The following is a 14,057-nucleotide window of genomic DNA, read 5'->3' as shown; positions in this document are numbered from 1 at the left end:
CTAAAATCGACTGACGAGGTTTTAGGGTTGGCAGGGGCGGAGGTTGCAGTCGAATGCCAAGCTGGGGTATGTTGAGTGCGATCGCACAAGAATTCAACAAAAGTCTAGGCGCTTTCACTCCTACCTACTTTCCCTCAAAACCAGCCCTCTACCACCACGCAAGCGGAGTTATCAGTTCGTAGTGTTAAGTTGTGTGTTAAGAAATTGGTACGGTGTCAATGAATTTATTCGCGCTCGTTCAAAGGAAGAGTTGTAAGTGTTGAATTTTGAGTATTGATGTCGCAATTCTCAACTCAAATCTCAATATGGCTAACTCGATAAAAGCCTCCTTATTTCTATCTCTCAGATTTATCTGCTGAGCATAACTCATAACTCTGTACGGGCGGGTTTAACTACTTTATCTGTAACAGTTAACAGTGAACAGTCAACAGTTAACAGTTAACAGTGAACGGTCAACAGTTAACTTTCCTTCCACCCTGCACCAACTCACAGCTAATAACTCTTCAAGCTACTACTAATTACAGTCTAAGTCAGAGGCACTATGAGTGCGTAAGTGTCTCTAACTTGCTGCCAGTTTTTTGAGGAAATTGAATGACAAAGCAGATAGTTATAGCAGAGCAGCATCGCATTGCTGCCGTCTTTTCAGAAGATCAAATCCAAGAACTTGTGGTAGCCACAGGCAGCCACCAAGTCAGTGACATTTACTTGGGAATTGTCGAAAATGTACTCCCTGGGATAGATGCGGCATTCGTCAATATTGGCGATCCAGAACGTAACGGGTTCATGCACGTCACAGACCTCGGCCCCCTGCGCCTTAAACGCTCGGCAGGAGCAATTACAGAACTCCTGACCCCCCAGCAGAAAGTGGTGGTACAGGTAATGAAAGAACCGACGGGCAGCAAAGGCCCCCGGCTGACAGGCAACATTACCCTGCCGGGCCGCTATTTGGTACTGATGCCCTACGGCAGGGGAGTCAATCTCTCGCGGCGGATCAAGTCGGAAGCAGAGCGCAACCGCCTCAGAGCCCTGGCTATTTTGGTGAAACCGGCCGGGATGGGGCTGCTGGTACGCACCGAGGCTGAAGGGATGACTGAAGAAGCCATCATGGAAGATTTGGAAGTCCTCCAAAAACAGTGGGAAGCCGTTCAACTCGAAGGCGGTACTTCGCGGGCGCCGGCACTGCTCAACCGGGATGACGATTTTATCCAGCGGGTGCTGCGGGATATGTTCAGCGGTGACGTGAATCGGATTGTGGTGGACTCGCAAAATGGAATTAAGCGGGTGAAGCAGCAGTTGATGAGCTGGAACGGCGGTAAACTTCCTGCGGGAGTTTTGATCGACCACCACCGAGAGCGCGCCTCGATTTTAGAATTTTTCCGCGTTAACGCTGCGATTCGAGAAGCCCTCAGACCAAGGGTTGATTTGCCTTCGGGTGGTTATGTGATTATCGAGCCGACTGAGGCGCTGACTGTGATAGATGTCAACTCTGGCTCGTTTACTCGATCGGCGACGGCTCGCGAAACTGTACTCTGGACAAATTGCGAAGCAGCCACGGAAATTGCTAGACAACTGCGGTTACGCAATATTGCCGGGGTGATTATTGTTGACTTTATTGACATGGAATCCCGCCGCGATCAGTTGCAGGTGCTGGAACATTTCAATAAAGCTCTCAAAGCTGACAAAGCTCGACCGCAAATCGCTCAACTGTCGGAATTGGGACTGGTAGAACTCACTCGCAAGCGCCAAGGTCAAAATATTTATGAGTTGTTCGGCCACAGTTGTCCTACTTGCAGCGGGTTGGGTCATCTGGTGCGCTTGCCAGGAGAAGAAGACTTCGCCGCAGCGGTGCGGGAATCGGCCGATCGCACTGTTGCTACGTCGAACCGCCTTTTGTTGAATTTGCCCGAAGGATTGGAACGCCGCAGCTTGACGCCTGTGGCGGCTGCAACTCCCGCGCCAGTGCGGGAAGAACGCCCCCCCGAACCTGCTCGGGCTGCTTGGGAACCTCCGAGTCAGAGCGAAAGTTTGGATTTTGAGACCGGCAGTAACGCCTCGCCTTTGGACTTGCTCAACCATCCCAGCTATCAGGATTTGGGGAACGGAACTAGACGGCGCCGCCGCCGCCGGATTGGCGAAGAGCCTTTTGCTCTCCCGGCGGAGGAGGAACCGGTACGCAGCAAGTTGCGGCTGCCGAATACTTCGAGCGCGCCCGTCGCGGATACGCGCTCTGAGTATCTGGCACCCCCCGGCATCCGGGCCGCGTCGGAGGGCTTCGGGCTGGTGAATATGGCGACTGTGGGCAGGCGCGAGGATTTCGATCGCGTGCGTCCCGCTAAGTCGGAGTTGATGAAGCCGATGGTGGAGCCTCCAGAGGTGATTTCGGTGGAAATGACGGCGGAGGAGCAGGATGTTTATGCTCTGATGGGGGTTTCTCCTTTGGTGCTTACTGATCGCAGCGTGAAAAATCCTAAGAATGCGATCGTTTCGGTGACTCTCCCCGGAGCGGCCCCGAACAAGCCGCCTTTCGAGCAGCTCGAATTTGAATTTGAACCGACGGCGCCTGCACAGAATGCACAGGAACGGGATTATTATCCAGAAAGGTCGGTAGTTGAGCCTGTTTTTTCTGAGGATGATGAGGCCCAAATTTACGGCGAGAGTTTGATCGACCAAACTGATGGTTTTGATCGAATGGAGGAACCCAGCGATTTGATGGGGGAATCCTATGAGCCGATCGAATCCTATGAGCCGATCGAATCCTATGAGCCGATCGAATCCTATGAGCCGATCGAATCCTATGAGCCGATCGAATCCTATGAGCCGATCGAACTCAATGAGCCGATCGAACTCAATGAGCCGATCGAACCCAGCCAACCCAGCGAACCCAGCGAACCCGAGGAGCCGGCTATCAACCGCCGCCGCCGCCGCCGCTCGTCAGCCGTTGTGGATGAGTGATATGAAGTCAGAGGGAAGAAGGAAGAAGTCAGAGGTTCGAGGGAAGAAGGAAGAAGTAGAAATTTTTACTCTCTTCCCATCTTTCCATCTTCCCCTTTCCCCCTCTCCCTCGAACACTCTACTAATTGCGGGTGTGGATGAAGTCGGACGAGGCGCTTTGTTCGGGCCGGTGGTGGCTGCAGCCTGCATTTTGCCCGACGAAGTTCTCGATGAATTAGCAAGTTGCGGGGTGCGCGACAGCAAGCAGTTGAGTGCCGCAGCCCGGAGTCGGTTAGCTGTGAAAATCCGGGCTGTGGCGGTTGACTGTCAAATTGGTGCGGCTTCGGTGCGGGAGATCGATCGCCTCAATATTTTGCAGGCTTCTTTGTTGGCGATGAAGCGGGCGATTTTGAAGTTGAAGGTGACGCCGGATTTGTGTTTGGTTGACGGGAATCAAAGGATTCCCAATTTGTCGATCGAGCAAGAGACGATGATTAAGGGTGATGCGCGATCGATTCAGATTGCTGCTGCTAGTATTGTGGCGAAAGTTTGGCGCGATGAATTAATAGTACGTTTGGCTGTTAAGTATCCTGAATATGACTTGACAAATAACAAAGGATATGGTACTGCTAAACATAAGTTAGCTTTGGAACGTTGCGGGCGATCGGCTTTTCACCGATTATCATTTAGCCCTTGTCGAAAATCTTAAAATAGCGGTGAAAAACTTAGCTAATTCCAGCGCAATTATTTGACACTCCCCAGCCTGAAGGCGTGGGGATTCTTTGATCTACGAGCCAGTTTGCTGAGGCAGGATTTCTCCAACAACAGTAGAGACTAATTCTCCCAAAGAGTTGCTTGGTTCAAGACCAAAGGTTCCGGTATGCCCTACCGTACCCAATCCTCGACTAAGGATATTTTTAGCTGCGTTTTCGTCACGATCCAAGACACAACCACATTGACAAGCATGAGTTCTTGTAGATAGCGTTTTTTTCACGATTTGACCGCAGCTAGAGCATTCTTGACTGGTGTATTGGGGATTCACCGCAACCGTGATTTTCTCAAACACTTTCCCAAAGTATTCAAGCCAAACACGAAATTGATACCAAGATGCGTCATTAATGGACTTAGCCAGACAATGATTCTTCACCATGTTTTTGATTCTCAAATCTTCGTAGACGACTACATCGTTTGATGAGATTACGCACCTTGCTAATTTCACAGCATGGTCTTTACGTTGTCTACTTATTTTGAGATGGCGTTTACCTAGAATCTGCCGAGCTTTGCCCCTGTTTATTGAACATTTAACTTTCCTGGATACGCGACGCCCATAGCGTTTGAGGACTTTCTCACCTTTTCTTAAAAACCTCGGGTTTTCAACCGTAGTTCCGTTTGAATCGGTGTAATATTCCTTCAATCCCACGTCTAATCCGATCGTAGTACCAGAGGGTTCTGTGTTTTCTTTTCTATCGACATCCACACAGAATTGGACGTACACGCCATCAGCACGTTTGAGCAATCTCACCCTTTTTATTTGGCTAATTTGGTAAAAATGTAGATCGCGTGTGCCTTTTAGTTTTAATCGTCCAATTCCTTTTTTGTCGGTAAAGTTGATTGATTTGAGATCGTCAGCAAGTTTCCATCCAGTGGTTTTGTATTCCACCGAACGGCCATCTCTTTGAAATTGTGGATACCCTTTTTTACCAGGAATATTTTTCTTGCAGTTATCGTAAAATCGGGAAATAGAAGACCATGCCCGTTCTGCGCTAGCTTGTCTTGCCATTGAGTTGAGTTCGTCGGCAAAAGGAAAATCGCGAGCTAGTACGGCGCAGTATTTATTTAAGTCGTTTTTACCCACTTTCTTGTTGTCCATCCAATAACGCAAACAGCTATTGCGGACAAACTTAGCGGTACGAATTGCTTCGCCTACTGCTTTGAACTGATTCGATTTTCCGTATGCCTTGAACTCAAAAACTAACATGACTTCACCTCCCCTCTTATACTACACGCTCCAGCATAAAACTTTAGGCTAGTTATTAAAATTTTACAATTAAAGCCGGCCACTGAAGAAGGGGTTTTAAACCCAAATCTTTGATAAAATTTGAAAAACCAAGAATTTCCGCTTAAAAAATTCAGCTAGTACAGGCTGAACAATGTCTATCACCTGTTATATCATTTCCGGTTACACTCATACATGATGTTGACGGTTGACTGTTGACGGTTGACTGTTGACGCCGTGAACAGTGAACAGTGAACAGTGAACAGTGAACAGTGAACTCGGATTTACTATTCCGATGCTAACGGATTTGATATTAGAGAAACGAGCTAAGCAATAGAGCTGTCTTAGTCTATTCCCAAATTTATCATTTTCAGGCTCCGGTAGCATCTATAGAATCTTTATTTAACCTCTTGGGCAGGACCAAGAATTTCTTGATGGTACCCGCCCCGTGATTTATCCGTGGAATCAATCCAAAATCAAAAATATAAAATCCTCACGCCCCCGAATTTATCCGTGGGCTCAATCTAAAATCTAAAATCTAAAATCTAAAATCGAATGACTGATAATTTGTTAACAATTCCCGGCTATCGCATCATTGAGCAAATCTACAATGGCTCTAGAACACAGGTTTATCGAGGAGTTTCTGAGTCAAACCAAAAAGTAATTATCAAACTGCTATTGAGCGAGTATCCAACTGTGGGCGAACTGGTGCATTTGCGGAATCAGTACACCATTACCAAAAATCTTGACCTTCCGGGAATTGTCAAACCCATTGCACTCTTAAACTACCGCCATGCTTTTGCTCTGGTAATGGAGGATGTTGGCGGTGTTTCCCTTGCTGAGTATACTGCTAATGCTGAAGCGAAGAATTTGGGCGATCGCCTATCAAGTAATTCTGAGGTTTCCTCCCCCCATAATTCGCCCCTACCGCTAGATGAATTCATGCCCATCGCGATTCAGATTGTCCAAACCCTAGAAGGATTATATCACAACCGAATTATTCACAAAGATATCAAGCCCCAGAATATTATCATTAACCCTAAAACTAAAGAAGTTAAATTAATTGACTTCAGCATTTCCTCTCTTTTACCCAGAGAAAACCAACAAATCCAAAATCCAAACGTCTTAGAAGGAACCCTAGCTTATATGTCCCCAGAACAGACGGGACGAATGAATCGGGGTATCGACTACCGCACAGATTTTTACTCGCTGGGAGTCACGTTTTACGAACTACTGACAGGGCAATTACCTTTTAACTCGACCGATCCAATGGAGTTAGTTCACTGTCATATTGCCAAGATTCCAACTCCCCCAATAAATCGGGTTCCATCTATGGGAGTGATGGTGAATAATATCATTATGAAATTGATGGAGAAAACTCCAGAGTTACGCTATCAAAGTGCTGTTGGACTGCGATACGACTTAGAAAACTGTTGGCAGCAATGGGAAGAAAATAGCAATATTAGCCAGTTTACCTTGGGGAATAGGGATATTTGCGATCGCTTCGTCATTCCCGAAAAACTCTACGGTAGAGAAACTGAAGTTAAGACGCTATTAGAAGCCTTCGATCGCATCAGTCACCCCACCCTTACCAACGGGGAGCAAGGGAGAGTCGAAATTATGCTAGTGGCTGGCTTTTCCGGCATTGGTAAAACCGTTGTAGTGAATGAAGTTCACAAACCCATTGTCCGCCAACGGGGTTACTTTATCAAAGGAAAATTTGACCAATTCAAGCGTGATATTCCCTTTTCTGCATGGGTACAAGCATTCCAGAATTTGATGCGGCAATTACTCACCGAAAGTGCGGCCCAGGTGCAGAAAGCGAAAGTCAAAATATTGGAGGCTTTGGGTGAAAACGGTCAGGTCATTATTGATGTCATTCCTGAATTAGAACACCTGATTGGCAAGCAGAAAAAAGTACCCCAACTAGAGGGAACCGCCGCTAAAAATCGCTTTAATTTATTATTTCAAAACTTCATCCGAGTGTTCGCAACAAAAGAGCATCCTTTAGTAATTTTTTTGGATGATTTGCAGTGGGCAGACTCGGCTTCATTGAAGCTAATGCAATTGTTGATGAGCGAGACGAATACCCGCTATGTGTTGTTAATGGGAGCGTATCGGGATAATGAAGTTTTTCCAGCACACCCACTGATCCTGACCTTGGATGAGATTCGCAAAAACTCGGCAACAGTCAACCAAATTACTTTAGCACCCCTAGACAAAACTTCCCTGAATTGCCTGATTGCCGATACTCTTTCCTGTCCACCAGAAAGGGCGATTCCTCTGACAGAACTAATTTTTACCAAAACCAAAGGGAATCCTTTTTTTGCTACTCAATTTCTAAAATTTCTTCATAAAGATGGGTTAATTAAGTTTGATGTTACCCCCCCAACCCCCCCTTGGCTAAGGGAAGCAATGGGGGGTTGGCAATGCGATATTTCCCAAGTGAGGACGCTAGCTTTTACCGATGATGTGGTCGAGTTTATGGCGATTCAGTTGCAAAACTTGCCCAGAGATACCCAGAATGTTCTGAAACTAGCAGCTTGTATTGGCAACCAATTTGACTTAGCAACCCTGGCCATTGTTCATAAAAAATCTCAGAGTGAGACAGCGGCCCATTTGTGGAAAGCGTTGCAAGAAGGGTTAGTTATTCCGATTACTGAAGTTTACAAGTTTTTTCAGGACTCGGAATCAGTTGAAGTTGCACAAGCGTCGGAGTTATCGGTTCCCTACAAGTTTTTACATGACCGAGTGCAGCAAGCAGCATATTTTCTGATTCCCGAATCCCAGAAACAGTCCACCCATCTCGAAATTGGGCAACTGCTGTTGAGGAAGGGCGGGCACGGGGGCACCGCCCCTACGGAAGCAGAAATACAAGAGAAAATTTTTGATATTGTCAACCAGTTGAATATGGGGGTGGAGTTAATTGAGTATCAGACTGAGCGAGATCAACTAGCTCAATTAAATTTAATTGCCGGACGTAAAGCTAAAGCTTCAACTGCTTATGCTGCGGCAAATATTTATCTGCAAACAGGGATTGAACTCTTGAGGGCAAACTGCTGGCAAACTCAATATGAATTAACCCTGAATCTCTATATTGCTGCTGCTGAAGCTGCCTATTTGAATGCTGACCTTGAGGGTATGGAACAGATGGCAGCACTGGTTTTGCAAGAAGCCCAAACAATTTTAGATCGAGTTAAAATTTACGAAATTCAAATTGCAGCTCAGACAGCCCAGAGCAAGGTGTTAGAAACGATCGCCGTAGCAAGAGAGGCACTCTTACAATTGGGGATTGAACTCCCTGCCGAACCTGATGAAGCCTTGATTGGCAAAGCGCTACAAGCCCTTGCGGCCCTCCTCGGCAGCAGAAAGATTGAGGAATTGGTTGACCTACCTGTGATGACAAATCCACAGACTCAGGCAGCTATGCAACTGTCTGGTATGTTGTTTCCACCCATTTTCCAGGGAATGCCCGGTTTACTGCCCCTGCTGAGCTCAACGATGGTGAGTTTATCGCTCTCCTTTGGGAATGCGCCCGCCTCGACGGTGGGGTATGCGATGCACGGGATGGTGTTGTGTGCCTTTTTACAAGAGGTGGAAACCGGCTATGGCTTTGGGCAATTGGCACTCTCATTACTCGATAGGTTGAATGTGCCCGAACTCAAGCCCACAGTTCTACTTTTGTTTGGTGGCTGGATTCAGCATCATCAAGAATCTCTTTTGGCAACGATACCGACGCTGAAAGATGGCTTTACGGCTGGCATGGAAACTGGCGACTTTGTAGACGCTGGCTACAACATATATATTTATTTTTATACGCATTTATTCGCTGGGGTAGAACTAGACACTTGGGAACCCGAAATAGCAGGTTACAGGGCTGTTATGGCGCAGTTGAAACAATATTCTGCTCAGATTTATTTGGATATGGTTCAGCAGACGGTGCAGAACTTGAGGGAAACCCATATTCGGCCGGATTTGTTAATAGGCTCCGCCTACGATGAAACGGTGATGATTCCCAAGCACTATCAGGATAATGAATTCACGGCGATCGCCTGTGCCTGCATCTTCAAACTGCTGCTTGCTTACTGCTATGGCAATTACACGGCTGCCCTAGACAACATTACTCAAGTCAAACAGTATTTGATGGGAGTATCGGGATCGGTTTTTGTCCCCATTTTCCATTTTTATGCCGCCCTCACCCACCTGGCACTTTTTCCGGCACAGCCAGCAATTGATGAGCAAACTGAAAATCTTGCCTTAGTGGAAACCCATCAAAGCACGCTGCAACAGTGGGCGCAAAATGCTCCGATGAATTATCTGCATAAATGGTATTTAGTGGAAGCAGAACGACATCGAGTTTTAGGTCAAAATATGAAGGCGATGGATTATTACGATCGCGCTATTAAACTCGCTAAAGAAAATCAGTACATTAATGAAGAAGCACTTAGCAATGAGCTGGCAGCTAAATTCTATTTAGCCTGGGGAAAAGAAAAAATTGCCCAAGTGTACCTAACTGATGCTTACTACGCCTATGCACGCTGGGGCGCCCAGGCAAAAGTTGAGGATTTAGAAAAGCGCTATCTCCAATTACTTGCGCCTATTTTTCACCCTAAAACGAGCTTAAAAAGAGGTCAGACACTTGCCAAAATGATTGCGGAAACTGTTGCCAGTACCAGTTCAGGTGTTTCACAAATTCTGGACTTGGCAACAGTAATCAAAGCATCTCAATCACTTTCAGGAGAAATCAACATCGATAAGTTGCTCTCCACTTTGATGCAAGTGATGATTGAGAATGCGGGAGCAGAAAAAGGAGCTATGATTTTGAGAGAAAGAGATTCTTTCTTCGTCGCGGCTCAATGTGCGATCGGTAAATCGTGCAACCTTCTCTCAACTCCCGTTGTTGACTCTAGCGTAATTCCGATCGCGATTATTAACTATGTCTCGCGCACCCAAGAAACTTTGGTAATTAATGATGCGACGACTGAGGCTACCTTTGCTGCTGACTCTTATATCATCCAGCATCACCCCAAGTCGGTTTTGTGTCTGCCGATTCAACATCAAGGAAAGGTGATCGCCATTCTTTACTTAGAAAATACTCTCGTTACAAATGCCTTTACTCCCGATCGGTTGGCAGTCTTAAATATCTTAGCCTCCCAAGCTGCCATCTCCATAGAAAATGCCCAACTCTATGCCAACTTAGAAGCCAAAGTCGAAGAACGCACCCAAGAATTATCACAAGCTTTAAGCAATCTCGAAGCCACCCAAGAAGGATTGATTCAATCAGAAAAAATGGCAGCTTTAGGACAACTTGTGGCCGGAGTTGCTCACGAAGTTAACACTCCCCTGGGTGCAATTCGCTCGTCGGCAGGAAATGTTTCTAAGTTCTTAAATCAAACTTTAGAACAGTTGCCGGCACTTTTTCAATCTCTCTCCCCAGAAGAAGCACAGAATTTCTTGAGTTTACTTCAGCGTTCCCTCCAACAAGAAGCAAGCTTATCAACCAAAGAAGAACGCAAATTGAAGAGAGCTTTGAGAAGCCAATTGGAAGAATTAGGAATTGACAGTGCCGATACCGTAGCCGATCGCCTAACGATCATGGGCGTTTATAATGAAATTGATACCTTTGTCCCTTTGTTGCAAAGATATGATAGTTTACATCTCCTAGACCTAGCATACAAAATTTCTGAATTAAAAAGAGGTATTGCTACTATCAACACAGCTACAGATAGAGCATCAAAAGTAGTTTTTGCATTGAAAACTTATGCCCGCTACGAACAGTCTGGCGCAAAAACAGCAGCCAGTATTACAGAAGGTATTGAAACAATCTTAACCCTGTATCAAAATCTCCTCAAACAGGGAGTTGAGGTTATCAAAAACTATGCCGAAATCCCGCCGATACTGTGCTATCCAGACGAACTAAATCAAGTTTGGACGAATTTAATTCACAATGCTTTGCAAGCAATGGGTTATCGAGGCACGTTAACAATTGAGTTAACGGCTCAAGATGATCAGGCTAAGATTAGCATTAGCGACACCGGCCAGGGGATACCAGAAGAAATAAAAGGGAAAATATTTGACCCATTTTTTACTACTAAGCCCGCAGGAGAAGGCAGCGGATTAGGACTAGATATTGTGAAGAAGATTGTTGACAAGCATCAGGGAAAAATTGAAGTCGAATCAATTCCGGGCAAAACTACATTTAATGTTTTCCTGCCAACGATCACTGTATAAGCAGGTCAAGGAGTTCGCAAACGATATAAGGTAGTAAGGGGAGCATCTCACCTTTGCAGCCCTCCGCTAGAAATTGGAGTTTTGAGGCAGGAGGCAGGAGGCAGGAGGCAGAAGGAAAGAGGCAGAAGGAAAGAAGAAGAAGGAAGGAGCCAGAAGAAGGAAGGAGCCAGAAGAAGTATTTTTACAAATATGAGATGCTCCCGTAGTAAGTCGGTCGGATTTTGCTTGGTTCCGCGTAAGCTGCCATCTACCCCATAGAGAGGATTGATTTCAAAAGATAAAACGTTTTGAGGCCCCTAACTCCGATTCAACTGACATCTTGCAGCAATATCAATAAGAGGATTTTTCGTGGGGTCGGGCGGGTTTATAGAACCTATTTGCAAGCTTTAAGGCTGTTGGCGAACCCGCCCCTACGGCTAATTGAGAATGGTGCAATATCTCAGATTCAACAGGAAACAGATGTAAAACAGCAGTACGATGCGTTATGCTCAGCTAAGGTGCTACGCAGATAAGTTGGTTGGTTTCGGCGACTGGGGAGGGGGAGAGGATTTGGCGAGCCGTTGACTTGTGACATCTTAAGATAAGATGGGGCCTACTAATACACTTTACTACTTTGGCTACCTTTGCTACTAATAACAATTAAAAAGGATAAAAAATAGATGTCTAAACCAGTTATTTTGTGCGTTGACGATGAGAGAATGGTATTAGACAGTCTCAGGACGCAGCTAGCAGCAGAATTTGGCAATGCCTACATTTACGAAGCAGCCGAAGATGCTGAGGAGGCTTTAGATGTAATCAGCGAACTTTCTGACGAACACACCCACGTGATTCTGATTATTTCGGATTGGTTAATGCCCGGTATTAAGGGAGATGAGCTACTAATCCGCATTCACAAGGAATACCCGCATGTTATTAAAATTCTGCTGACGGGTCAAGCGGATGAAGTAGCCATTGAAAGAGCAAAAAAACTAGCCAACCTTCATTGTTGCTTATCTAAACCTTGGCTGGAATCCGATTTGCTAGAAACTATTAAATCTGGTTTATCTAAACTATGAGCCAACAGGTAATTATCTGTATTGATGATGAGAAAACTGTACTCAGGAGCCTCAAAGCAGAACTGCAAGAGGCTGTTGGCAATGATTATATAATCGAAATTGCTGAAGGTGGGCAAGAGGCATTAGAGTTAATTGAAGAATTGCTAGAGGAGGGGGATGAAATTCCTTTAATTATTTCCGACCACATTATGCCTGATATGAAGGGAGATGAGCTGTTGAAACAGGCTCATATAATTTCGCCTAAAACTATAAAAATTATGCTGACAGGACAAGCAGATATTGGGGCGATCGCCAATGCTATCAACTCTGCAAACTTATATCGTTATATTACCAAACCTTGGCAATCTGAAGACTTGAAATTGACAATTAGAGAAGCGCTAAATAGTTATCTTCAAGATAAACAACTGACAGAACAAAATGCCCAACTCCAGCAAATAAATCAGGAGTTTGCCGAGTTAAACAGCCAGCAAACCGTACTCATTGCTAAACTACACGAAAATGAAAATCGGTTGACACAGTTTTTGGAAGCAATGCCGATTGGTGTGGGTGTCCTGGATGCGGCCGGAGAACCTTACTACATCAATCGGAAAGCAAAAGAGATATTGGGTAAAGGAGTTGTACCGGATAGCAGTTCCAAGCAATTGTCCGAGGTTTATCAACTCTATCAAGCAGGCACCAATCAAAAGTATCCTACGGAGAATTTGCCCATCGTGCGCGCCTTGAAGGGGGAAAGTGCTAGGGCTGACGATGCAGAAGTTCATCAAGGCGACAAGATTATTCCCCTAGAAATCTTCGCTACTCCCATCTACGATCAACAAGGAAATATTGTTTATGCTATCAACACTTTTCAAGATATCACGGAACGCCAAGAAGCTGAGGCCGAACGCAAAAAGTTCATTGAGGATCTCTTTGAGGTCAATTGCAATTTGGAACTTTCACTGGATGCAGAATTAGAAATTGCGGAGGCGACAAGTCGCTTTGTACCCAATGAGTTTTTAGCTTTTTTGGGATGTGATAGTATTGTTGATATTAAATTGGGAGAAGCGGTGGAGTTGGAAATGTCAGTTTTGTTTTCTGACATCCGCGATTTCACTACTCTCTCGGAAAAGATGACACCGGAAGAGAATTTCAAATTTATCAATTCTTATCTGAGTCGAATGGAACCGCTGATTGTGGAAAATCAGGGGTTTATTGATAAGTATATTGGCGATGCAATTATGGCTTTGTTTAGTGAGGGGGCGGATGATGCTGTGAAAGCCGGAATTGCCATGCTGCATACTCTTGCTGAATACAATCGAGAGCGCGCTTCTTTGGGTTATGTGCCGGTTCAGATTGGGGTGGGAATCAATACTGGTTCTTTGATTTTGGGTATAGTGGGCGGGAAAAGCCGCATGGACGGTACTGTGATTAGCGATGCTGTTAATTTGGCTTCTCGGATTGAAAGTTTGACGAAGAATTACGGGGTGTCGCTGTTAATTACTCAGCAGACTTTCGCTCGCTTGACAAATCCTGCTGATTATGCAATTCGGGTAATTGATAAAGTTCAGGTTAAGGGTAAGTCTGAATGGGTGACTGTTTATGAAGTTTTTGATGCGGATTTGCCGGAAGTTAAAGCGGGGAAGTTAGCGACTCTGCAACTATTTACTGAGGCTTTGTCTTTGTACAATATGAATAATTTTAGGGAAGCTGCGGGACTTTTTGCGGCTTGTTTGGGGCAAAATCCGGGGGATAAGGTGGCTCGAATTTATTGGGAAAGGTGTCAGTAGTTAGTTGACAGTTGACAGTTGACAGTTGACAGTTGACAGTTGACAGTTGTCAGTTGTCAGTTGGTAGTTGTTAGTTGG

7 protein-coding genes are annotated in these 14,057 nt (G+C 45.4%); 6 read left to right on the top strand and 1 reads right to left on the bottom strand.

Annotation, left to right across the window (positions count from 1 at the left end):
• Positions 1–591 precede the first annotated feature (591 nt).
• Positions 592–2,952, top strand: coding sequence for an Rne/Rng family ribonuclease (locus tag QUB12_RS08120; protein ID WP_333306315.1), 2,361 nt, complete (start codon positions 592–594; stop codon positions 2,950–2,952).
• 1 nt (position 2,953) lies between these two features.
• The gene (locus QUB12_RS08115; RefSeq protein ID WP_333141485.1) at positions 2,954–3,640 is read left to right on the top strand and encodes a ribonuclease HII; all 687 of its coding nucleotides are present in this window, start codon (positions 2,954–2,956) and stop codon (positions 3,638–3,640) included.
• A 78-nt stretch (positions 3,641–3,718) separates the two neighbouring features.
• On the opposite strand, the gene QUB12_RS08110 is transcribed toward QUB12_RS08115, so the two are convergent.
• On the bottom strand, positions 3,719–4,909 hold the full coding sequence (locus QUB12_RS08110) for a transposase (protein ID WP_333306313.1): 1,191 nt from the start codon (positions 4,907–4,909) through the stop codon (positions 3,719–3,721).
• Positions 4,910–5,482: 573 nt separating this feature from the next.
• Between QUB12_RS08110 and QUB12_RS08105 the strand changes: the two genes are divergently transcribed.
• The 4 genes from QUB12_RS08105 to QUB12_RS08090 all read left to right on the top strand — a co-directional run bounded on the left by QUB12_RS08105 (position 5,483) and on the right by QUB12_RS08090 (position 13,979).
• On the top strand, positions 5,483–11,158 hold the full coding sequence (locus tag QUB12_RS08105; protein WP_333306312.1) for an AAA family ATPase: 5,676 nt from the start codon (positions 5,483–5,485) through the stop codon (positions 11,156–11,158).
• Between the two features lie 53 nt (positions 11,159–11,211).
• A complete protein-coding gene (locus QUB12_RS08100) occupies positions 11,212–11,364 on the top strand; it encodes a hypothetical protein (RefSeq protein ID WP_333141433.1) in 153 nt (50 codons plus the stop codon).
• Positions 11,365–11,817: 453 nt separating this feature from the next.
• The gene (locus tag QUB12_RS08095) at positions 11,818–12,213 is read left to right on the top strand and encodes a response regulator (protein ID WP_333141431.1); all 396 of its coding nucleotides are present in this window, start codon (positions 11,818–11,820) and stop codon (positions 12,211–12,213) included.
• A complete protein-coding gene (locus QUB12_RS08090) occupies positions 12,210–13,979 on the top strand; it encodes an adenylate/guanylate cyclase domain-containing protein (protein ID WP_333141430.1) in 1,770 nt (589 codons plus the stop codon). Before QUB12_RS08095 ends, QUB12_RS08090 begins: the two co-directional genes overlap by 4 nt.
• Positions 13,980–14,057: the final 78 nt, after the last annotated feature.

It is taken from the genome of Microcoleus sp. B7-D4 (genome assembly GCF_036705125.1).
In the GTDB taxonomy this organism is placed as follows: domain Bacteria; phylum Cyanobacteriota; class Cyanobacteriia; order Cyanobacteriales; family Microcoleaceae; genus Microcoleus.
This window is presented reverse-complemented; position numbering and strand designations above follow the sequence as displayed.